General features: G+C 51.2%; 16 protein-coding genes. 15 read left to right on the top strand and 1 reads right to left on the bottom strand.

Annotated features, from left to right (window positions below):
- Nucleotides 1–19: 19 nt before the first annotated feature.
- The 7 genes from D3D01_RS16560 to D3D01_RS16535 all read left to right on the top strand — a co-directional run bounded on the left by D3D01_RS16560 (nt 20) and on the right by D3D01_RS16535 (nt 8754).
- Nucleotides 20–415 (top strand): hypothetical protein, encoded by a 396-nt coding sequence (locus D3D01_RS16560; protein ID WP_121512993.1) that lies wholly within the window; start codon nt 20–22, stop codon nt 413–415.
- A complete protein-coding gene (locus tag D3D01_RS23750) occupies nt 412–588 on the top strand; it encodes a hypothetical protein (protein WP_158600489.1) in 177 nt (58 codons plus the stop codon). Before D3D01_RS16560 ends, D3D01_RS23750 begins: the two co-directional genes overlap by 4 nt.
- Nucleotides 589–1050, top strand: a complete 462-nt coding sequence (locus D3D01_RS16555; RefSeq protein WP_121512992.1) for a hypothetical protein — start codon at nt 589–591, stop codon at nt 1048–1050.
- Entirely contained in the window at nt 1047–2573 is a 1527-nt protein-coding gene (locus D3D01_RS16550; RefSeq protein WP_121512991.1) for a hypothetical protein, read from the top strand. The genes D3D01_RS16555 and D3D01_RS16550 overlap by 4 nt, the downstream gene beginning before the upstream one ends.
- A 60-nt stretch (nt 2574–2633) precedes the next feature.
- On the top strand, nt 2634–5012 hold the full coding sequence (locus D3D01_RS16545) for a VirB4 family type IV secretion system protein (RefSeq protein ID WP_199725415.1): 2379 nt from the start codon (nt 2634–2636) through the stop codon (nt 5010–5012).
- Nucleotides 5013–5087: 75 nt separating this feature from the next.
- Nucleotides 5088–7040, top strand: a complete 1953-nt coding sequence (locus D3D01_RS16540) for a hypothetical protein (RefSeq protein ID WP_121512990.1) — start codon at nt 5088–5090, stop codon at nt 7038–7040.
- Between the two features lie 151 nt (nt 7041–7191).
- The gene (locus D3D01_RS16535) at nt 7192–8754 is read left to right on the top strand and encodes an ATP-binding protein (protein WP_121512989.1); all 1563 of its coding nucleotides are present in this window, start codon (nt 7192–7194) and stop codon (nt 8752–8754) included.
- Nucleotides 8755–9407: 653 nt separating this feature from the next.
- On the opposite strand, the gene D3D01_RS16530 is transcribed toward D3D01_RS16535, so the two are convergent.
- Nucleotides 9408–10772, bottom strand: a complete 1365-nt coding sequence (locus D3D01_RS16530; RefSeq protein WP_121512988.1) for a Cdc6/Cdc18 family protein — start codon at nt 10770–10772, stop codon at nt 9408–9410.
- 570 nt (nt 10773–11342) lie between these two features.
- Between D3D01_RS16530 and D3D01_RS16525 the strand changes: the two genes are divergently transcribed.
- From D3D01_RS16525 to D3D01_RS16490, 8 genes are all read left to right on the top strand, one after another.
- Nucleotides 11343–11717: a hypothetical protein gene (locus D3D01_RS16525; RefSeq protein ID WP_121512987.1), complete on the top strand. Its 375-nt coding sequence runs from the start codon at nt 11343–11345 to the stop codon at nt 11715–11717.
- 284 nt (nt 11718–12001) lie between these two features.
- Nucleotides 12002–12427, top strand: a complete 426-nt coding sequence (locus D3D01_RS16520) for a TRAM domain-containing protein (protein ID WP_121512986.1) — start codon at nt 12002–12004, stop codon at nt 12425–12427.
- Nucleotides 12428–12860: 433 nt separating this feature from the next.
- Entirely contained in the window at nt 12861–17285 is a 4425-nt protein-coding gene (locus D3D01_RS23485; RefSeq protein ID WP_147439940.1) for a hypothetical protein, read from the top strand.
- A gap of 481 nt (nt 17286–17766) precedes the next feature.
- Nucleotides 17767–17955 carry a hypothetical protein gene (locus D3D01_RS24170; protein ID WP_199725414.1) on the top strand — a complete coding sequence of 63 codons (189 nt, stop codon included), beginning with the start codon at nt 17767–17769 and terminating at the stop codon, nt 17953–17955.
- A gap of 469 nt (nt 17956–18424) precedes the next feature.
- The gene (locus D3D01_RS16505; RefSeq protein ID WP_121512984.1) at nt 18425–18952 is read left to right on the top strand and encodes a hypothetical protein; all 528 of its coding nucleotides are present in this window, start codon (nt 18425–18427) and stop codon (nt 18950–18952) included.
- Nucleotides 18939–20654: an AAA family ATPase gene (locus tag D3D01_RS16500; protein ID WP_121512983.1), complete on the top strand. Its 1716-nt coding sequence runs from the start codon at nt 18939–18941 to the stop codon at nt 20652–20654. Before D3D01_RS16505 ends, D3D01_RS16500 begins: the two co-directional genes overlap by 14 nt.
- Complete coding sequence (locus tag D3D01_RS16495; RefSeq protein ID WP_121512982.1) at nt 20651–21115, top strand: hypothetical protein; 465 nt, start codon at nt 20651–20653, stop codon at nt 21113–21115. Before D3D01_RS16500 ends, D3D01_RS16495 begins: the two co-directional genes overlap by 4 nt.
- Before the next feature lie 79 nt (nt 21116–21194).
- Entirely contained in the window at nt 21195–22898 is a 1704-nt protein-coding gene (locus D3D01_RS16490) for a hypothetical protein (protein ID WP_121512981.1), read from the top strand.
- Nucleotides 22899–22977 lie beyond the last annotated feature (79 nt).

The following is a 22977-nucleotide window of genomic DNA, read 5'->3' as shown; positions in this document are numbered from 1 at the left end:
TGAGGGTGGTGAGTCGAGAATGCCTGAAATCGAGATTCGGTTCAGAAACGAGACCGAGTACCACCGACTCAGAGCGATCCGAGACAAGTACGGCGTGCAATGGCGTGGGATGCTAATGCAAGGGGCCAAGCGCCTCGAAGGGCGGGAGAACTGGTTCACCGCTCGAAATAGAGGCGATGCTGCGACAGCATCTTCCCAAGCCTCCACGACCGATCGGTCACACCAGCACGACAGTCAAAGAAGCGAGGAACTCCCTGAATCTGGCAGACACGAAAGTCCAGATAGCTCTGTTGGGGATCAAAATGGGGCTGCCTCACTGTTCGATTCACGGGGGGCGCTGCGAACGCTCGACAACGGAGTCGATCACGAACGCCCATCCGTGGATGAATTCAGTCCGGTTGAGGTGGAGCGATGACGTCGACGAGGATTATCATCAAGGACGACGAGCAGTTCGCCCAGTTAGACGCGGTTCGCGAACATCATGGCGTCAACTGGCGCGGGATGTTGATCAAGGGAGCCGAGCGATTAGAAGACGGCGGCGTGCTTCCGACCGAAGAGCAAGCCTGTGACGACGCGGAGGGTGAATAGATGCCCGACCCTGTGCCAGTCGCGAGCAATCTTCTAGAGTCGAAGTTCCTCGGGTTCTCGATTACACGGCTCGCAGAATCGCTGGCAATCCCATTAGCGCCGTGTGCCGTCCTATACACGGTTGGTTTCCCGCTGTTGTTCACCTTCCCGTTGTTCGTCATCGGTATCGGGATCGGCGGGTTGATATTCGTTAAGACGCCGCCCGGCCAGCGACCGCTTCGGTACGCACATGCTGTATTCCGTTTCAAGACTGGATCGAACGTCTACGTCTGGCGCCACCCTGACCCGGAACATGGCGATCTCGGTATTGGAGAGACCCAAGACGACTGGCTCACCCAACCGCGACCGCCGGGATGGGCAGATCACGCAGCGAGTGGCAGTGGAACAGATCTCGCCTACCAAGGTGTCCTCGATGCAACGCGACCCGATTTTGACAGTCCGGCGCCGGGAGATGAGGAATGAATCTACAGAATAGTACAGGTGGTGGCGAGCAATCCACGCTCGACCTGCTCAACTTCGAGAACGTCCGAGATGGCGGGATTATCGAGACGCCGACAGCATACACGATGCTCGTCGAAATCGATCCCCGCGAGTGGCTGACCCTCTCGGAAGAGCGACGGACCAGCCTCTATATTTCCTACATGACGTTCCTGCGGGGATTGCAGTTCCCGACGCAGTTCCTCACGCTGACGACCCGATTCGACGGGGACCAGTACCTCGAACGTTTCATCGGTCCGCAAGCGCTGGGAGCGCCGACGGGACAAGCGACAGCCATCCCCGCAGAGGACGGCGAAGAGCTATCCGACGACGTCGTCGAGGATCACGCCACTGACGGGGGCGTCGCTGCGACGGGCACGACTCCTCAGACAGATATCGACCACGTCGCTGACTCAACGCTCCTCGAATACGGGCGCGTGGCTCACGCGGAGTGGCTCGACCGAACGATCGAGCTCGCAAATGTCAGAGATCGTCGATTCTTCGTTGCCGTCGCGGTCATGAAAGGAGAGGACGACAAGGGCGGTCGCTTCGACGGGGTTGCGGATGCACTCCCATTCGGTGGTAGTGCGAAGAGCGTCGACGACGAAGACCAATATTTGGACGAGGTCTGGGCTCGCGTACAGCGAGTCGCTTCACAGCTCCCCCGGACTCGCGTCGAAACCTCGATTCTCGATAATCGAGCGGATGTTCTTGATGTCCTCTATCAGGTCTATCGTGGCCAGGAGCCACCGATCTCCTTCGAGCATAGCGTCTTCACCCAGCCCGATGAGAAGACACTGAGTGATCCAGCGACGGGCGAACAGTTGGATCTCGAAGAAGCGTTCGACAGCGCTGATCGAGAAGCGACACTGCTTGAACCAGACGAGGATCCCGAGGCGCGACCGGAGACGACAGGCGACCTCCCATATGAGGGGCGGGTCCAGACAGAGTACGTCGAACAGGTCGACAACTCACGAATTCTCGCCTGGTACGCGAGAGCCGTCGGTCCCATCGGTCGCGGAACGAACTATCACTCGCCGCTATCGGTGTACGCTGGTGTTGGGCTGTTCACTGCGAGCCTCCTATTCGCAGTGACAGCACTCGGAGTATTCCTCGGGAGCGGACAACCTGGGTCTGAGTCCTACTGGGCCGTCCGCGAGGCCTCCTTCGGTCTCGCAGCGGGAAGCCTTCCAACCTTCCTGCTGAGCCTTGCTGTCCTACTTCCATCGAGCCAGCGAGCGACCATTGTTGGATTCGTCGGTGTCGGCGTGACCGCTGTTGCAGTCTACCTGTTCAGTCAGGCGTACCCCTCTCAGTGGGATAGTACGCCGACGGCGTCGACGGCGTTCGTAATCGAGGTCTATGCAGTTGGGTTGTTACTCCTCGTCGTCGGTGTTGCGCTCGCTGTGCGCGGTCGCAGAAGCGTTCTCGAACACTTCGAGGATCTGGATGGGACAATAGACGACAGTCAGGAAAACGAATCTCCGACGGAGGAGGCAGATGTCTGAGCTACCCGGGCTTCACCGGGAGGCGGTTACTCTGGCTCTACCGGAGCCGGAGGGTAAGAGATGATCAATCGAATCACGCACGCGTTCAGTAACGATGCACCGGAAGACGGTGACGAACGGCTCCCGATAGATGGCCTGTCGGGTGAAGGAACACAACACGCTCTCGACTACCTGAATCTCCTCGGCAAGGAGACGACGACCGAGAACATCGAATGGGCGGCCTATCAGCTCCAGGCCGACGATGTCGACCTCGCGACGCCGATGGAGACAATGAAAGAGCGTGGCGAACTCGACAAGCGACTCATCGCACCGCGAGTCATACAGGACTATCCGGAGTTCCAAATCCGTGATGACCGAATCTCACAGATTCTGACGGTCACCTCGTTCCCCCGAAAGGTTGGACTGGGGTGGCTCGTCCCACTCACGCTCGCAGATGTCGATCTGCGACTCTCTTTGCACGTTCGGCCACGGGCCGCAAAGGACGTTCGTCGGCAACTCCAGAAACGGTACACGCAAGCCGTTACTTCGGTCGCGGTGAAGCAGAAACGCGGCCGGACGGATACCTACCAGGACGAACTCGAACGACAGGACCTCGAGCGACTCCTGCAGAGTACCATCCGAGGGACGACCAAGCTCTACGATGTCTCGATCTATCTCGAACTCGTCGCAGATACCCAGGACGAACTGGACGAGATGCTCGACCGCGTCGAAGCCATCCTCGCAGAACAGGACGTCGACCTCAGTCCGGTGAAACACCAACAATTGGATGCGATGGGCTCCGTCGCACCACTCGCCACCGACACGATCAACAACAGCCATCCGATCCAGCTCGAAGCGCTGGGGACGTTCTTCAATCTAGTCGAACCCTCTATCTACGACCCAGAGGGTGTCCTGTTCGGGTTCGACGATACGAAGCGGCCGGTCATCCTCGACCGGTACGCTCTATCGGGACACTCAATGGCAATTTCGGGTAAGACCGGGTCGGGTAAGAGCTACTTCCGGAAGATGGAGATCTACCGTCGCTTGCTCGGCGATCCGAACGTCCAGTGCATTCTGTTCGACCCCGCCGGCGACGACTATCCGCGCTTCGCTCAGTCGCTGGGCGGCGAGGTAATCCGTTTCGGTGGGAACTACACGGTGAATCCGCTGGACATCTCGCCGCCTGCTGAGGCCGAGTACGAAGGCGGAGAGGACACATATGCTCTCACGATCCGGTCTGTCATCGAGATGCTGAACACGCACCTCGAACAGCGTGACGGGATGTCTGCTGGCGAGGAGGGCATCCTGATTCAGGCAGCCCACTACGCCTATCTCTCGAAGGGCATCATCCTCGGAGAGTTCGACACGTACGGCAACGAGTCACCAATCATCGACGACCTGATTCGGGGTGTTAACGTCATCGCGACCGGCGGTATCGAAGCCGCAACCGAGGCCGGCGTCATCGACGACGAAGAGGTCGAACACTTCCGAGCCCTCGGTGTGTTCGACGACGAACTCGATGAGGAATCCGACAGTAATACGGCTGCGAAGGGTGTCCCGTTCTCGGACACGATCGTCTCCCCGACCGAACACCACGTCGCGCTTGCGACCTCACTCCAGCCAAAGTTTGAGTCGTTCAAACCCGGCGGTATCAACCACAATCTGAACGGGCAGACGAACCTCGACCTCTCCTCGCGGCTAGTCGTGATGGACATGAGTTCGTTCGCCGACACAGGCGAGATGCCGCTCATCCTGCATGCGATGCTCTCGTGGGCGTACCTCGAGGCCAAGCGCTCGCCGTACAAGGTGGATGTGACCTTTGACGAGGCACACTACCTTCTGGGACGACCAGCTGCACGAGACCTGATCAACCTCTACATCCGACACGCCCGCCACTACGAGGCAGGACTGACGCTGATGAGCCAGACAGCCCACGAGTTCGTTCGGACGCCTGAGCGCCGCGAGGTGTACGAGAACTGCGACGTGAAGTGTCTGTTCTACGCTGAATCCGTCTCGGAGGAAACCGCCGAGTACTATGGGCTATCTGCTGACGAGATTCGCTTCATCCAGACAGCGGCCCGTGGACAGGACTCCGACTACTCGGAGTGTCTGCTCGCGACGAGTGTTCACGGTCGCCGACGGCTCGAAATTCGGAGCGGACCGTTCGAACACACGGTCCTCGATGACGCGCTCGACCCGTGGGACTGGCTCGCGGGCGTCGAGGGCGTCGACATCGCCGAGGGGGAGAGTCATGCCCGTAACATCGACCTTCACGACGACCTCGATATGACCGACCTTCCACACGTGATGAATCGGGATATGGACCTTCAGATGGCGATGGAAGCGGACTATCAGGAGGAACTGACAGTGGAAATGGAACCCAATATCGGCGACCCTGATAGCCAATATCCAGAAAAGCCGAAAGACGCAGATGACGACGATATGGCGTCGGAGGCGTGATGAGCCAGATGTTCCGACAGTGGACGGGAGATCGCCTGTCAACCGGAAATACACCGATTCCAAGGGAGGGGTACAATGGCTGATGTGCTGGATTTGGGCTGGCTGCCCGACGCGATCGTCCGAGCGGTCGTCGAGTTCTTCCACACGAGTCTGCTGAACACGCTCAATGCCATGTTCGATTACGGCATGATTCCGCTGTTGAATATAGATCCAGCAATCATGACGAGTGAGGCAGTCACGGGCGCTTGGGATAGTGTCTTTGAACTCTCGATAGCGTTACTGCCGATTCTTATCGCCGCTGGGTTGATTGCGATGCCGTTCAGTCAAGACTCGGAAGCGTCCCTCTGGAACATGGTTGCCCGTTTAGTCGCGGTGTTGTTTTTCATCGCAATCTCGCAGCCACTATTTGGATTCCTCATCGAGGCATCGAACGTCATCACTGATGCACTCGCTCCCGACTCATTTCTGCTTAGCTTCAACGCAGATGTCGGAGGAGAATGGGGGTCGACGTTTGGGATGGGGGTCGAAACGATGGCGCTACTGGCAGCTGTCCCGCTGATGTTCATCGGAACGATTGTCGCCTCCCTGCTACTGGTACTTCGGCAGTTCATCATCGTTACAGTTGCTGTGGGAGCACCCTTCTTCGCCGTCCTCTGGTATGCTAACTGGGGCCCGATGAGATCTGTGAGTGGCTTTGCTTCGACGTGGCTCCGCATGGGTGTCTACGCGTTGCTGGTGGGACCGATAATCGCACTCGTAATGCGCGTATTCAACGTGATTGCAACAGGTGGATTGGCTCCGAGCGGAGACCTTGCTGAGTTCTATGTCTCAGCAGCGCTCGCATTGATTTTCCCGATCATCCTGTTCGTCGTGATCTGGAAGACAATCGGCTGGGCCGGCCAGCCACTCGGTATTGACGCAGCGTTCACCATGACAGTGGCCGCCGCAATCGCAGCCACTGGCGTCGGAACAGTTGCTGTCGGTGCCGGCGCTGGTTCAGCGGCTGTTAGCAGTGCCTCCAGTTCTGGAACTGGAGCGGCGAGTGGTGGTAGTGGTGGCGGAGCCGGTACCGCCAGCAGCAGTGGTACCGCGTCTGATCCATCCGCCTCGACTGGGAACTCTACCATCGGTGGCACGATGCGAAGTAGTATCTCGGATGCGCTAGGGACGCGTGAATCGGCTGTCGAGGACAGTGTCGATTCCGCACCCGGATTCATATCTAAAGGAAAGGGATCCGTCGCCGGGATGATTTCTGGTGCCCCGGGCGTGAACGCGGCACGTTCACACGCGAAGGAAGCTGGTTCAGCCGCGAAGAAATTAGGTTCGAAGGCGAAGAGTAGTGGACTGGGTGGCGCTCGGAGAGCAATTGGATCGGAGAGTATCGATAATCATCGAAGAGCAATTAACCAGAATCTTGCTGCCGCCGACGAGGCAGATGCAAACCGCGACTTCCTGACTGAGGCGTACCAAAACGGTGAATTCGATATCGCTGAGGCATCCAGTCGGGGAATTCTCACGGGAGCTGAAGAGCCAGCGAAAGGAGTCTCAACTCTGACTCCAGACGCGGAAGGGAAAGTGACCTACGAGGGCACATCTGGTGGGGAAGTTACGATTGATCTTAACGACAGAGCTCAAAGCTTTGGTCAACAGGCTGTGACACTCAGAGATGATGCCTCCAAGTCGGCTAAGAGTGTAAAACAGATTAGGACCGCACAGACTGCGGCAAAGGCTCCAGGACGAGCTGCGATCACGACCGGGCGAGCAACCAAACAAGTCGGGAAGACAGGACTCAAGGCTGGAAAGGTCGGGGGAATCGTCTTTGCAGGAGCGATGACTCAAAGCCCCTACGCAGCGTACAATATGGGAAAGCGTGGCGGTACACATCTCATCGGTCCTGGAAACGACAAACTGGCTGATTCAGCAGACGAAGACGACATTGACTGGGCAACCCAAAGAGAGGGATCGATCCAGGCTTCTGACCCCCCATGGGAGAAGGACGATGGAGGTGAGCAATCAGAGACGCAATGAAAGCATATCTGGAGCTACGGCGGTTCGATCTTGGTCACCCCTATAGAGCAAGACGTTATAGCGTAGTAACGGCATAGAGTGTGTGTAGAACCCGTGAGCGCGTCGTTCGATAAACGCGCTCAACGTACATATCTATAATCCCCATGAGCCGATGAAACTCCTCAACACCGTACTTTCCGTCGTCATCTTCCTCGGTATATTTGTCACTGTTGAGTACGTGACCTACCGATTCATGGAGCGAGATCACGAGAAACGGAGCATTTACCGGCTGTTCTTTATTATCGGGTGGTCGGCGTTAGCGCTTATTCACATGTGGGTAGTCGCTCCTTGGCTCAATCTTCCACCGACCGCTGTAATTGCACTCGGGCTCGGGATTATAATCGTCTTTATTGCAGGCGGAATTGGCCTGCCTGTGTTCAAATCAGTGGATGCCATCGGACTTTACCCATTCGCAATGGTCTATCAGATGTTCGCGATACTGTTGCTCTTTGTCGAGGCAGTTTCGTGGGCCACCTCCTCTCTCCCAGTTCCAGAGTTTGGCTACCTCACAGCTATTGTTCCAACAGACGTTCGGATCCAAGCGGCTCTCGGCTTCGTTGTTGCCGCCTCGATTGTCTCAGTGATATACTACAATCCGCGTGGAAAAAACGGGTACTACTATGCTATGGGCCGCCATATAACACCGAGCGTCGATTACGAAAAGTTCAGACAAATCCAGCAAGAGAATGAGACCGCTCAGGATGAAGCTGGCTCATCGAATGCTACGGGTTCAGACGAGAGTCTGCACCACTCTCACCCGTCCAGAGCACCAGCGAAAGCAGCTAACTGCGAAGCTTTCGAGTACGATTGGGCGAACTCAGAAATTGGCTTCGACGACGTCGGGGGGTACTACGAAGTCAAGCAGCGACTCACAGATGAGGTACTCCAGCCGATTCAGGCAGCAATTCAAGGTGACGAACGCTTCGACCGTTTCGGAATCGAGCCGTCAAGAGGGGTTCTGCTCCATGGTCCACCAGGAACGGGGAAAACACTGTTTGCTAGGGCACTAGCTGGAGAACTTGCTGTCCCATTTGTCGAGCTGGGTCCTGCAGACATCACGAGTAAGTGGATCAACGAGGGCCCACAACGAGTTCGTCAGTTGTTCGAAGAAGCTGAGTCGGTTGGCCCGTGCTTAATCTTCCTCGACGAGGCCGAACATCTCCTTGGCGGTCGCGATGTCGGCGCCGGCGGAGCTCACGCTGAAGACCGGAAGATTACGAGCGAACTTCTGGTTCACCTCACTGCAGACGATCGAACGGCCATCGTTGTCGGAGCAACGAATCGCCCCGAAGACATCGACCCAGCGATTCTTCGCCCAGGACGATTAGCCACGCATATCGATATTGGTCTGCCCGAGGAGGAGAGTCGTCACGCGATTTTTCAGTCAAAACTGCAGGGGGTTCCACACGAACTCTCGGGAGATGGTTTTGCAGATCTCGCAAGGCGGAGTCGCGGTCTCAGTGGTGCAGATATCGAAGAAGTAGTCACGAAAGCGAAGCGGAATGCGGCAACGCGAGATGCCGACAGGATTTCTCTACGAGACTTCCCAAGCGTCGAGGACCTCGATGTGACCAGTGGGTCATCCTCCTCTAACCGAACTCCCGATGTCCGTTCTGGCGATACCGACTGGACTGGCTCTGCTTCAGACGACGATTCTGCCGTCGGGTTCCAGTGAGATTTAGTCGGGGAAAAGAGAGATCCATTGCGGTTAGTTACCCCACAAAACCGATCAGACTTTGATAAGTGGGGTAACTTAGATAATAGGTCACTGATGAAGATCCGATCAACCATGAGGACACCCCGTTTGCAAGATGAGGTTGTTAGATACTACACAGTACACACCCCCCATTTGCAAGTTGAGTCTGTTGATCAGTATACAGTAGGGGGGTCCGTTTGCAAACTGAGCGGATATGTAAAATCGTTGAATCTCAAAGTCACCACCCACCCCATCTGCAACTTGAGCTACTACGTGATCGCAAGATCGGTCGTAACCCCATTTGCAAATTGAGCGATTGGTGATTTTCATTAGAGGCCGAAGTACCAATCCACCCCGTCTGCAACTTGAGGTGCCAATCGATTTCTGCAATCAGTTACACACCCGATGTGCAAATTGAGCATAGCAGTTCTCACGATGAGTATCAAAGTACCCACCCACCCCGTTTGCAAGTTGAGTGACTAGGAGATGAAAGTCGATTTTCGAGTGGTGTGAGTGGCTTCTCAGTTAGAGGTGTTTCCGATCACACCCCGTTTGCAAATTGAGCCGGTCAGTGATATTTGAGACAGAGAATGAATGAGGCATTGAGATAGAAGAGAAACGCGAAACCGGTTTCAGAAGTTTTTGAGATTCGTTTGAACAACAGATTTCAGTAGTTCCTCATCTTCCAAGACGTTCGCAAACCGTTTGTCCTTGTCAGCGAGCGTCTCAACCATTGCCTCTGCAGAGAGGTTATGGAAAATATATTCAGCGAAGACACCCATCTCGTTGCCACGGCCTTTTCGATTGAGCTCAATGACCTCGTAGGTGTCGAGTTCACGCATCCACCGCAGGAAGCTGTGTTTCGAGCGCTGTTCGATGTCTTCGTGGTCAGTGATCCAGTTGTACAACGTGTGCGCCACAGTTGCTGGCGCCGACATTTCGGTGAGATAGTCAGACCGTCCAAGTTCGGTCTGTCCGTAGAGGTTCACTACGGCCGCAGCAAAGAGTGACACCTGCTTCTGGAAGGAGACGTTCTCAATGACATCAACGACATAGTTCTTTTCGACCTGGTTTTTCGCTTCCTCGACGTGAGATTTGTGGACAGTCTGCATCTCGCGGCGGTTCGCAATGTTCCCTGCTTCTCGGAGCAAATCGATTGCAAATCGGGCATCGCCCTCTCCCTGGGCGGCAACCGCTGCGACGTATGGAATAACATCATCATCGAGAGCATCCTCGTAGAAGGCGTCGCGGCGGTGGCTGAGAATTTCTCGGAGTTCGTTGGCGTTGTAATCTGCGAAGGAAACTTCAGTAGGATTGAACGTGCTATCCGTCCGTGAATTAAGGCCACTCATGAGGCTATTCGGACTATTGGTGGTCACAATGAGCGTAAATGAGCTGTCCATCTTTCCGATACGCTTGGCACGAGACAATTTGTAGAGAATATCGGAGAAGGCAGGAGGTTCGTCTTTATTGCGGCTGTCGCCAACGAGGAGGTCCAGTTCGTCAAGGATGACGATGCCAAAATCGAGATACTCGTCGACGATGTCGAACAGACGGTCGTAACGTGAACTCGTCGAGACACCTGTCTTGGAAGTATACTCCAGGTCAAGTTCACGCTCGAAAGCGTGAGTGATTTGATGGATAGCTTCGTGCTCGGATTTTTTGTGTTTACCGTTTACCTCGACGAATTCCATCTGAACATCGCGAGAGGCTCCGATTTTAATTGCCTTCGTCGCAACAGTCCCTGCGATGAGCGTCTTCCCGGTTCCAGACGGGCCTCGCAACAACATATCTTCAGGTTGGTCACCATGGAGTGCTGGCTTGATGATATTGATGACCCTGTTAAGTTGTTCGTCACGGCCGACGATGCGGTCCTCGTCGACGATCGTGTCCGGCTCAATGAGGTCCTTGTTGTTGAAGACAGTATTATACTCACTTGTGAGTTGGTCCGTTATCGACAACGGCCGCTCGCTTTGTTCTCCAAGTTCCTCAACCATGTTACTATCTGGTAACGGCGCATATTGCAAGAAGCTTTCCCACCATGTGCAAGTAGAGAGTGCGTACAAGATGAGAAGGAAAGTCCAACCCCCTCCCCCCTTTTGCAACTTGAGCTAGTGAGCAGTTGCGAGGTATACAGTGAGGTGCCAAGAAAGTTGTTTGGGCACTTAGAGAGTTTTAGACCAGTAAAAACAGGAGGTACGGATGCATACTGATACAGTAAATAAAACTAGAGAGACTCTCCAAAAACAACAACTTGTTTGTTGTTTGTGATGTTATTTCTGAATGCTACGGAATTGTTTAAGTCTAGTATATTTAAATCTTTTCCAAATAAGAAACAACACTAAAATCAGCTAGTAAAGCTCTTCAACTTCCTAAATTCGCTGTATGAGCCAGATTGCGTCTCTATACTCCATTACTTCTTCTCACTCTCTCACCCTAGCTCAAGTTGCAAAAGGGGAGGGGGAGTCATTGATATTCTCTACTGTGAGTCGCAAGAGTGCCTGTACAACGAGAGTGAGCCCGAGTTACCCCACAAATTCAAAGTGTATTCGCCTCGTGGGGTAACTATGGAAGAGAGGCCCCCGACTCCGGACCTCCCGAAGTATCTTCGCGAGCCACTCGAGAAACAGTCCCCGGAACGGCTGGAAACGGTAGCGGCCTACGCAAGTGAGCTTGCCGAGTGGAAACGAGGACAGCGAGAGGCAGAACTGGAACAACGTCGAGCTGAGGAAGAAGTAGACGAGGAGGAGCTTAAAGAGCTTAGTGAACGAGATATCTCGACCGATCCCGAGGACTACAGCGATGTTCCGGGTGGAGCCTACATCACGGTGAAGACCACGAAGAAGACAAATGATGCAAATTATAGATATTACTACTGGCAATGGAGAGAGGGTGACTCCTGGAAGAATGAATATATTGCTCCGGTCAATCCGAGAGAGTAGTGTTCTTACAGAAAGTTCATCCCCGCAGATTCGCACGAATTGGCAGAGTAGACGGGATTCGAGTCATATTTGGTTGCCTCTAAGGCTCGGTTCCAACTCCCGAACTGCTCTACATAGATCCTCGTCCGTCTGGCAGGTCGGACAATGAGTTTGCCTCGTCCGAAGTGTCTGGCCACAGTGGCGACACTCGTATCGCCTGTCCGGGTATTTTCATAAAGCGCTTCTCGACAAATCTCGAACCGTAGAGTCAAGTATACCGAAGAAAGAAATTACAGAACCTACGTATGGAGATTCCGACTGAACTACTTACTCTCTTTTCGGCTCAGATTGAGCAGCACGATGGGAACTTCGTTATTGAGGTTCCGAGAGGCGAAGTCGATACTGGCGATGTCCAAGGCTGTGAAACCTATCGCGTAGCATTACTACCGGGACTGGCCAACGGCGATAGTGACGATGCTACCGTGTCAGATTCGGACAGTCGTCCAGCCCAGTCGGACCCGCCGGTTGAAGAGGGTGAACGACGGACTGTCGAGATTGAGAGTATTGGCGACCAAGGCGACGGTATTACTCGCGTCGAGCGTGGATTTGTCGTCATTGTGAGTGACACCTCTCTCGGTGAGGAAGTGACCGTGGAGATTACGAATGTAAGAGAAAACGTCGCGTTCGCTGATGTAGTAGAACGCCAGGGCGACATTGAGAGAAAGGGCTAACGGCGCTCACTCTACGCAAAGCAGCTTTCTCCGTCAGAAGAGTCAGTCGCTTTTTCGCACTGATTCCGGCGATAATCACGACCAGCCTGTCTTTGGAGCTCTTTAGAGAGAGCCACTGGCTCTTAATCGAGACGCACGCACGGAAATCGAATGACGCAGATCCAGAGTCAAAAGGCAGTTATCACAGAGATAATTTACAAGAATTACACCGATAACAGTTGTTGTGAATACGATATCTTTATTCACGGGAAGTTGTAAAACTACTATCTAAAATTTCGGATTGTATAGGGCGCAAATTATACTCCCCAAAATAGTCTACAATTTTGATAGTTCTGAGGGGGACAACTACCTAGGGGCAGGTGAGGTCGGTATTAGAGACACTTGCATTTATGACCATACGAATCAAGATTATAGTCAATCTCAGGAATTCAGGATGGTCGGGAGTTCAAAAGGATTGGCGGGTCTGGAGCGAGGCTATCTCTATCAAGATATTGTTGGGGGGATGTGTCTCCTATCTGCATTGTTTGATGAAGCAGAAGCAGTTGAGATCGAGAGTCCGAGCCCCATAGATCGAAATGATAAATTCGATGACGTTATTTTACACAGAAATGAGGAGACAATTTGTTTCCAAGTCAAAAATGGGCCTGATTATACCTTTTCCGGGACAGATTTAGATGATAGCAGTTCTGGTCGGCTTAATCTTGAAGAATTAGTTGAGTGCGCTAAAAGCAAAAATGAGATCAATGAGGGATCTCGATTCATTGTATTTACATCCTATAATCCTCCTCGCCAATCAGATATACAGTTAGCCGATACGTCAAGCGATTTGGTATTGTTTGGAGATTTGGAGTTTGAAACTAAAAAATTAGAAGGGGATTTGGGATCGGCAGATGAGGATATTGATATTGAATTCATCTTTGATGCACCAGGAATCGATGAGATACATCGAAGTGACCCGTTCCACGGTTTAGAGCAAACTGAGGTATTCTTACAAATATTAGAAAATGTCTCCCCAATCCACGCGACAAAAGAGAATCCTCGCGTGAATACTCCATCAGATCTGATTTTGAGAGCTATAACGTTGAGTACAAGAGCAAGAGAAGATCCGGGACACAAACTAACACGAAAGTCGATCTCGGAAGAGATCAATATTGCTCCGTCTCTCAAGAGGTATCCTCAATCGTTATCCATTGACGAAGGTTGCATCCTACCGTTTTGGTTTCAGCAATTGGAAGAATCTTTAGTCGATATTGATGGCCGGACGGTCATTCAGGGAGTCGCGGGCAGCGGGAAATCAACTGGACTGGAATTACTACACAATTCGGTTGATGGATTAAAGAGTACTAAGGTAGTCAGATACAATCTTTACGATCCGGACGATAATCCGTCACAGGCTGAAGATCGAATTGATCCAAGTTGGTTCCGAGATCAATTAGCTGGAGAGTTACACCGGAAACTTCCTGAAGTATTCAGCGAAAATAACGCGCCTATTTGGACTGGAATAGACAATCTTCAATCGCATTTGGACAAGGTAACGGAATGGTGCTCTTCTAACAACCATAACGTGGTGATTATTATAGATGGGATTGACCATGCCCTACCAGAACCTGCTGGTAGCAACACCAAATCTGACACAGAAGGAACAGTCATAGAAGAGCTCGGACAACTGGAATTTCCGGATCCACTTATCCCAATTTTTGTCGGGAGACCACTATCGGATGAGGTGTATACAGTTCTGAGGATAGATCAAACCCGGACGATTTCCACGTGGGGAAGTGAAGAAATTGAAAGATACTACACTCAAAATGGAATTTCGGTCGATGAGTCTCTAATATCTTCTGTCGAAGATGTTTCTGGAGGGCTCCCTGTGATATTGTCCCATCTTCTCAGTGAAGCTGAAACTTCCGGGGGAGATCTAGATGAAGGACTTCGGAATGCTATCGAAGAAGCACCAAATGTGAGCGGTGATTTAGAAGAATACTATGAGGAGATCTGGTCTCCAATAAATCCTCATCTGCGCGATGTTCTCTCATTACAAGCGGCGAGGTCAACTGCGATACATGCTGACGTCGTTGTGGATGTTCTTAGTCTACCTTGGATGAAAAGTAAAAGCAAACTAGATGAAAATGTGCTTTCACACACCCTTGAGGAAGCCGAAAAAGACCATTATCGGATCTTCCACGAGAGTTTTCGAGAATTTATTCTAGAGAAATTGGATTCGGGTCAAGAAGAAGAGATTCACAAATCTCTATATGACTACTACTTAGCTGAACAAATAGAATCCGCATCTAATACGGACGCATTGCGATTCCATGCCGAACGGGGTCCTGGGCTTGAATCACTCCGTGAGTTAGCAACCGTTGAGCATGTATTTCATTGGTGGCGGGAGGGTGTTCACATCAATAAAATAACCTCAAGTTTGAATCTGGCGCTTGAGGGCGCACAGAGTGTGATCGACTATGAAACTGCCCTCAATTGTACAATCCTTGGGGCAACAACTCACGGCATGCTGGATATTTATGCTGACAATCGGTTAGAATACTTTCGAGCAATTGGCGATAAGAGGAGAGCGTTCAAGTTCACTAATCAGTTGAGAGATGAGGCCCCTGGGAGTGAAGCTTCGCTGGAAGCAATGCAAGAAATTACCAAAGAGTGGCCTGAGGAGCTGGACAAATCTTGGCTTCAAGATTGGTATGAGAACTGGGAAGCGGCTGATAAGCCGCGTGACTGGAATCCTGAAGCATATTTCGAAGTGGCTGTGAAAAACCTAGATCCTGACCAGTTCTGGGAACACGCACGAGTGTTTGTTACCGAAAAAAGTAATGAACACTTCACGTATCAGATTTTTCGGGCAATAAGCTACAATACCGATGTATTAAAAGAGAGACCGGACCCACCTGGATGGTTATTTGATGATCTTTCAAAAACACTTGAGGCTTGTGAATTGATTTGGCATCGAATTCCAGAAGAATGGCAAACAGAACTTGTGGATGATGTACCGTCCATTGAGGGGCTATCATGTTCTGCTTTACGTACACTCCTACTGTGTGGATACGATGAAGAGGAGATCCTCGCTGAGATTCAAGACCGGAAATTTGCTAAACCAAAGGACCACCGTGAGGATTATCCACAGCACAGTGAGGCGTTCTATGTTGGTGCAGTGTTAGCTGATACTAATCATGAACCGGACGAAATCTTGGAGCTTGTCGAAGAAATGTCGGAGCAACGACCACGACTCCACCAATTTACAGCCATTGGTGGAGCAGCAGTCACTCGTTCCTCTTCAGAGGAAGAATCATTCTGGGTTAATCATGCGCTTGACGAAGTACGGCAAATATTGGAGAACGAGGAACTCAAGCGTCCTGAAGACAATCACCCGAATTATATGTTATACCGGTCAGTTTTACAAGATTTAATTAAAGATTTCTCGAATGTATCACAATCAGGTTCTGAAGATAAAATAGACGGTGTTTTAGAAATCGCAGATACAAATAATTACGAAAATCGTCTCGTAGACACGCTTGCTAGGGGGTTTCTGAATCATCATGACCACCTCCAATCAACAGATGAATTACCAGCTATCTGGGAAGCACAATATCAAGATCTAATTCAGGCAGTACCCGATGAGCCAATTAGCCGTGAGCTCCTTGATTTAGCTCATAGAGCGGCCCACCAAGATCAGAGACAACTTGCGGAAAAGTACTTCAATAAAGCTATTGAGAGGTCGTATCGATACGGTTACCATAAAGATACGTTCCTCTCTGATGTTTGGGATGGGCTTGATGAAGCCGTTGATGGCGATTGGGAAGGGCATCTTGGAAAAGCAATTCAACTGGTTAACTGGGCTGACCTCTTACACACTATTACTGATGGCGATAGTGTAAGCCACTTAGAATTCAAATTTTTGTCAATACTGCTCGAAAATGGCGCGGTTGAGTACGAGACTGTACCTCGAACCGTTCACAATCTCGGTACGTCGCGACGATTAAGAAAATGGAGACTAAGAAACCCTGAAGGGATATACCATTCAGAGCTCCAAGGGTTATTATATTTGTATGAGAAATGGCGACGATCCCGATCTCATTCGTCAAAAAATACTGAATATTTGGGAAGGGCGGCGATAATCGCTGATCAGCATGGTTGGGGAGATCTAGTGAGATACGCATTGGAACTTATGCACTATGGAGAATATGTGAAAGAAGGTCTGTCAAAAGAACAAGCGGTAAAGATAGAGTTACTTTCAGAGGAATATAGCACTGCGATTCCGGATACGATTACAGAAGAAGAAGATTCGGATGACTATTCATCAGATCCAGATCCAAAACCGGAGCCGATCAGTGAGGATCTCCATCAAGTTCTATTGATTCACTCTTTTGAGGAACCTGCTTCCGTAACTGAGTTTGAAGAATACGAAACAGATGAATTATTGGAAGCAAGACAGTTTATAATAACATATCGTGATTACCGCCCTTCCGTGGCAGCACCCGTCGCAAAGTCACTCGCACAACGTGGTGAACATGATTCAGCAGTATCCTTGTTAAAAAAGACTATCGCCCATAGACGATTGTTGATTTCTTGGTATGGTCCAGGTCGATTCGAAGAATTAGCAGAAGTACTTATTGAATTAGAAGGAGATAGAGCTCTTGAGATTGTCTTTGACGCGTGGATGGAGAGTGACATAGATTCAAGAACAAACCAAGGAATATTACCTCAATTAGTTTGGATTATCAAGAGAACAAAAGGGGATATGGAAGCAATTGAGTATATAAATTACACAATGGAACAGTTACGATTATTATTCAGTCCATATGATGATACTATCCAACGCTGGGGAGCGTTACAAAATCAACTCAGATAATGAATCAGAAGTGGTGGATCAATTAACACTCTGAGAGCCTATCTCAGACGATAGAATTGCTATAAACAACATTTAGACTGTCATAGCAGTTGTTGTGAACGCGATTTCTTTATTCATCAAACTGGCTGAAACAGCCGGTCGGTAGGCGTGCCTACCTAATTCGCACTCAGTTCTTGATTGTAGAGAACAGATGAGACAAGGTAACTCAGGCAGAAATAGGAGAGCAAGAGAACGGTAATCGTTGTCAGTACGGTCATTATCGAGGAGTAACCGAAGAGGTGTTCCCAGAGGTGGCTCAGCTCCCAAGAGATGAATAGTCCAACTCCACCAACAATCCCGACGACGAGAAGCCAGACCCTTACTGAATCGAAACTAGTCACGGTACTCCACGTTTCTTTGAGGTAGTTTCTCCTGGTGAGACGCGATCAGTGATTCCGACGTGTCGGATACGTATTTAAAGATTAGATTACCGTACTCCCATATGTCGGAAGTAGCTTTCAGGGTGGTCGACCGGGTCGACGTTCCGGTGACCACCCAGGATGTCGGCAAGGAGCTGGGCGTCGACTGGCACACCGCCGAGAAACGTCTGCAGAAACTGATTGAAAAAGACCGAATCAAGCGCACAACGGTTTCGGGCTGGCACTTACACACTGCTGCTTGCTCTCGGTAGCCCCGGCTTCTGGGCTGACATCCGAAGGGCTCTCTTTATCGCTCTGATTTGGGCTGGACATATCGGATCTGACCGTCACATGGGCATGGTTTAAAATTCGAATCGGGATTCAAGAATACACATCTCAGTACCCAGCCTGCTCCGGTGGAAGCCTTCACCAAATACGATAATAATTGATCTGCTCTGCTGCATACATTCTTTGTATCTTGCACGGGTTACCTGACAATATTCAAATAGCTCGAATCCCTCCAGAGGCGTCTTCCGTATAGATCGCCGGTCTATTCAATTGAGCCTGCTGAGATAATCACGATCAGAAGTGCCCAGTGGATTGCCCCCGAGTACACCAGAGTAGAAACAACAGAGATGTAGACGATTTGTATTTACGAACTATTATTAGACTCAGATGACTTGTCTACCAACTACCATTCATTTTATTGTCTGTGGCTTTGTTTGATAGAACAGTGTCATAATGGGGCTTGCTTCTCAAATAAAGAACGGAGGATGGGGTGCACTAGCGATATACGTGTATTCTCTGCTCATCTTGCTATACTGGGATGTACCCCTAATTTCGACAGATCGAATAGCACTCGTGGCGGCCGCTGTTCCGTCAATAGTTGTGATGTTCACAGTTGTCGTTGCTAATGATTGGCTCAACGACTTCTGGGCGGGAGGGAATCTGAAGCGATCCACAGAAACAATTCTGAGGATTACCGGAGGAAGCGATTTCTTTGACTCGGCCCAGCAAGAAGTAAAAGACGCAATAGACGACTTTGATGAGAAGGGTTACAGCCATCACGTCTCCATTCTTGCTGGGATTATTCTCGCAATAGCAGTACCAACCACGGGATACGTGATCAACGACCTTCTTGGCCTGCTTATCGGGGTTGGGCTTGCTGCCATCATACTACGTGTGTTCTCTGTCCGCTCGTTCCGCGAACTGAACCGGCTTGCAAAACAGATGTCTGTCCCCTACGAAGAACACTATGAAAATCAGTAGACTCGAAATCGAGAACTTCGCTATTGATGAGAGCCCGACAATCACCGAAGACACGATTTCCGGCGACGACTTGTTGTTGTCCGGCGGGAACAGATCCGGAAAGACGCTTACGTTCAATGCCATACTCTACGCGTTGTACGGACGGTCTGGGACGTTCGGAGTTACATCCGGCCAACACAGTACGGTGAACGTTCACTTCGATAACACAGATGCAGTGCTACGGGATAGGAAACATACATACGAACAAGATGGTCAATCCCTCAACGCCGGTGAGGGTGTAAAATCATACATTGGAGCCGAGGAGAATGTTAGTCTTCAGTTCATTACCGCAAATCCGGCAAACCAGCCAATCAGTGCACTCTCTGGGGAAGATCTACTGAATCGAATCAGGGCGCTCCTCAGTGCGGAGAACCAGACAAAAATCAAGCGACATCGCCGTGCAAAGCATGATTTAGTCCACCTTCGAGAGATTCGAAGACGGGGGCAGGAGAGGCCGAGTATCAGACAACTAGAAGAGAATCTGAATTCTCTTCCTATTTCTAGTACGCAGAACCGGATTGTAGAAATCGAGGAGCTCAGAGAGCTGATTGAGTCTGGGGAGATTGAAAGTATCAGTGCTCGACTTCAGGCGAAAGACGAGGTCGCAGAGCGACTTGACGAACTCTATGACCGGCGACGGTCTCTTGAGGATCAACTCAAACAGAAACGGCGGGAACTCAGTGACACGTCCCGATATACACAAAAGGTCAATGACCTCATCATTGACGCCATTCAGGAATTTACCTGTCCCGTGTGTGGACGGCTAGTTGAAGAGGAGACCGCACGGAATCGCCTCCCAAACAGGTGCCCTCAATGTGGGCGTGACCGTGATCTTAGCGAACTCCGGGAGCAGCTTCGAGAGAAAGTAGACAGTGCAGACGACCGAATTGAGGGTCTGAAAGAGGAGATCGGAGAGCTGGAAAAAGAACTCTCGGAGGTCAAGGCCGAAATTACCGAACTCAAGGAATCAGAGCCCGAACTGCAGGACCTCAACCAGTTTGTCAGGACTGCACTCAAGCAGGCAGGATACGATATCGACCAACTTCAGGAAAGAACTGACACTGAACTCGCGCAGAAGCGAGAGGACTTAGAGGAGTTCAAATCTCGGAAAGAAGAGCTCAGTACGCAACTCGAAAAACGACAAGAGCTCCTCAACGCGATTGATGAATCGATATCTGCTGCGGAGGCTCAGATAGAGGAATTGAAGCAAGAAGCATTTGAAGAGATTCGAGAAACCTTCACAGACCGACTGTCGGAGGTTTATCAAGAAATCGCACCGGGTCTCGGCACTGAAGTCGGTCTCACACCGGATGGGGAACTGGAATTCCCTGGGACGGGGTCTGAGGGTATCCGCCCCTATGACCGGCTCAGCAGTGGTGAAAAACGGCTGGTCAATCTTGCATTCGGACTCACTGTAGCGCAGTTTGCCCAAGAAAATGAGGATGCCCACAACTGGGAGGTGTTGGTGCTTGACGAACCGCTTACGAACCTCGAATCAGACATTCAGGACGCCGCTGCTCGGTATCTTCGAGATGCAGAGATTCAGTGCATTATGACGTCTCCGCTTGATCGGATTCAATCTCATTTCCAAGATGATCAGTCACAGATAATTCAGTTGAATCGTATCAGAACTGAAGCGACGACTCTTGATGAATACCTATGAGCGACGATGATCATCACCCAGAGTTGCTCCTCCTGCACGAGACTGGCGGGGAGATCGAAGGCCGGGGAAAGTATCACAAACTGATAGATCGCTATCGGCGTGAGCCTGGGGAGACTGACGTCGACACTATCCTCAAAGAGCGAGGCCCATTTGACGAGGGGCTTTCGCGAACGATTAAGCGATACATCGACATGGGAATCGTCAAGGTCGATGAAGAGGGCCAGTCCCGTGATGTTGAAGAAACGGAGAAGGGAGAGCGATACGTGAGTGGATTCGAACGTACCAAGTCCTATCTGGATGATTCGTTCCAGAGTACGCGCGACCGAGTTCGGAAAGTTGCCTCGGAATATGGCAGCAAGAGCATGAACGAACTAGTGCAAGAACCAGACGTACAGGAAGATAAACAGCGGTCGCTTGGGACTCGACTACCGGGGGATACTGACTCTGGGGAGCAGGAATAGCAGCTCTTTAAAAACAGAAGGTCATACCGAGAAAATCTCGAACCGTACCTACAAAAGATATAACGACAATCAACCGCTGATGTACGTCTATGTGCCTTCTATAGACACGATACAGGAGCACTGGGAGAATGCAGAAGATGACCCCAGAGAAGCCTTCAGCTTCACCACCGACTTGGAGATATTTATCGGATTCATCGACGACAACTCTGAAACAGCGAACGAGAAAATCCCCGAAATCTTGGGCCCGATCTCTCATCTCCACCCACTGATAGCAGCAATCGAAGCCCTACGCCAGTGGAAGATTAACAACGGATCCTATGACCACGCACGGGCCGCGAAACACCTCCTCAGTAAATCCTTCCATCTGGGATGGAAGCGAGGACACGATTCGATCATCGTCCGGTCTCTCCAAGAACTGGTCGCCCTCCAAGCCAAACTCTCCCACGACAATTCATCTGAACTCTCCACTGCCGTTGACTTCTTGGACGACAGATACTACGAAGAAGAGAAAGGCACAAGAAGCGGATTCGAGGAAACAATAGACCTCGTACTCGAACATACGGACCCAGGCAAATCCTTCGATAGAGGTCTACTACAACGGCTCTTCGTGATCTGCATCGTCCGTGCGAACCGGTATAGACATGAAGACCACGAACTGGGTGAGAATGTCACCGATCAGGATGCTTGCCGCGATTTCTTGGGAAAAGCTATCGAAATCGGAAGAGAACTCGATATCGATGACTCCGGCCTCAAACGGAGATACACAGAAGAGTATTGGCGATATGTTGAAACACAAGGCGAGCGAGACGCCTTGCTGAAAGGCAATATAATCGACAAGGCCCTTCGCGATCCGATCGTATCCACAACTCTGGACGACGAAGAAAAGGTAGAGTGGAAGAACGAGATGCAGGACTCAATCCGGGAAGGCGGACGAGAGCTGAAGAACTCCGGGAAGAAAATTCAGAAACCCGCTCCAGGAACGCTGAAAGCACAGTCCGAGACCCTTCAGGACATCTTCAAAAATATCGCAGTACACGACAATACCACGAAGGCACTCTACTGGCTTGTAAACGAATTCGAGCTGCTCCCACCGTTTGGTGAACAGGATTCGGAACATTTCTCGCTCATCAACCACGTAGACAACCTTCATCCGGAGCTGTCAGGCCACCTCACTCAGGTCGGTCCTGACGACGACATCACTCAGGACTACGCTCAAGACCTACTCGAATCCCACGTAGTGATCTCCGGAGCGGTCATCAGACTGATTGAAGAAGGATGGCTTCGAGAAGAGGACTTCTTCCGACTACTAAACACGATCCTTGGACTCTCCAACCACACCATCTGGTACCTTACGGACGCCGTCAGCTACCTTTTCGACAAAGAATACGCCGCCTCCATCCACATCAGCATCCCTCGACTCGAATCAACCCTTTACGAACTCTTGAACGATCTCGGAGACGACGTGGTCCGGCAAATGGCCGGTGGCACCGGAACAAGAACACTTACACCACTCATTTCCCAGATCGATACCCACGCAGGAGATGAATTCCAGGAATACCTCGAATACGCGTACAACGAGAAAACGGGAGAAACTGCCGACGGCAACCTGAGAAACCGAACAGCGCACGGTCACCTCCGGATAGGACAGGACCACCATATCAACGCCGTCATGCCGATAGTAGACATCCTCCGAATCGGCTACCAACTCAGATCAACTCCGTTCGTAGCGAAATTCGGTCATCCATCCAAATATCTCTACGTCAACGGTGGTCAACTCCTGTAGACGAGAACTTAGGACTCCGGATATCACCCGACAGTTCGCTTAAATACTAGCTTTTCATATATATTCCCTAAGACGGTGC

It is taken from the genome of Haloarcula sp. Atlit-7R, from assembly GCF_003666065.1.
Lineage (GTDB): Archaea > Halobacteriota > Halobacteria > Halobacteriales > Haloarculaceae > Haloarcula > Haloarcula taiwanensis.
Note: the sequence above shows the minus strand (reverse complement) of the source record. Positions and strands in the feature narration are given on the sequence as shown.

Excerpts from the sequence above, each read along its gene's own strand:
- D3D01_RS16560 (WP_121512993.1), top strand. The coding sequence starts at position 20 with ATGCCTGAAATCGAGATTCGGTTCAGAAACGAGACCGAGTACCACCGA.
- D3D01_RS23750 (WP_158600489.1), top strand. The coding sequence starts at position 412 with ATGACGTCGACGAGGATTATCATCAAGGACGACGAGCAGTTCGCCCAG.
- D3D01_RS16555 (WP_121512992.1), top strand. The coding sequence starts at position 589 with ATGCCCGACCCTGTGCCAGTCGCGAGCAATCTTCTAGAGTCGAAGTTC.
- D3D01_RS16550 (WP_121512991.1), top strand. The coding sequence starts at position 1,047 with ATGAATCTACAGAATAGTACAGGTGGTGGCGAGCAATCCACGCTCGAC.
- D3D01_RS16545 (WP_199725415.1), top strand. The coding sequence starts at position 2,634 with ATGATCAATCGAATCACGCACGCGTTCAGTAACGATGCACCGGAAGAC.
- D3D01_RS16540 (WP_121512990.1), top strand. The coding sequence starts at position 5,088 with ATGGCTGATGTGCTGGATTTGGGCTGGCTGCCCGACGCGATCGTCCGA.
- D3D01_RS16535 (WP_121512989.1), top strand. The coding sequence starts at position 7,192 with ATGAAACTCCTCAACACCGTACTTTCCGTCGTCATCTTCCTCGGTATA.
- D3D01_RS16530 (WP_121512988.1), bottom strand. The coding sequence starts at position 10,772 with ATGGTTGAGGAACTTGGAGAACAAAGCGAGCGGCCGTTGTCGATAACG.
- D3D01_RS16525 (WP_121512987.1), top strand. The coding sequence starts at position 11,343 with ATGGAAGAGAGGCCCCCGACTCCGGACCTCCCGAAGTATCTTCGCGAG.
- D3D01_RS16520 (WP_121512986.1), top strand. The coding sequence starts at position 12,002 with ATGGAGATTCCGACTGAACTACTTACTCTCTTTTCGGCTCAGATTGAG.
- D3D01_RS23485 (WP_147439940.1), top strand. The coding sequence starts at position 12,861 with ATGGTCGGGAGTTCAAAAGGATTGGCGGGTCTGGAGCGAGGCTATCTC.
- D3D01_RS24170 (WP_199725414.1), top strand. The coding sequence starts at position 17,767 with ATGTCGGAAGTAGCTTTCAGGGTGGTCGACCGGGTCGACGTTCCGGTG.
- D3D01_RS16505 (WP_121512984.1), top strand. The coding sequence starts at position 18,425 with ATGGGGCTTGCTTCTCAAATAAAGAACGGAGGATGGGGTGCACTAGCG.
- D3D01_RS16500 (WP_121512983.1), top strand. The coding sequence starts at position 18,939 with ATGAAAATCAGTAGACTCGAAATCGAGAACTTCGCTATTGATGAGAGC.
- D3D01_RS16495 (WP_121512982.1), top strand. The coding sequence starts at position 20,651 with ATGAGCGACGATGATCATCACCCAGAGTTGCTCCTCCTGCACGAGACT.
- D3D01_RS16490 (WP_121512981.1), top strand. The coding sequence starts at position 21,195 with ATGTACGTCTATGTGCCTTCTATAGACACGATACAGGAGCACTGGGAG.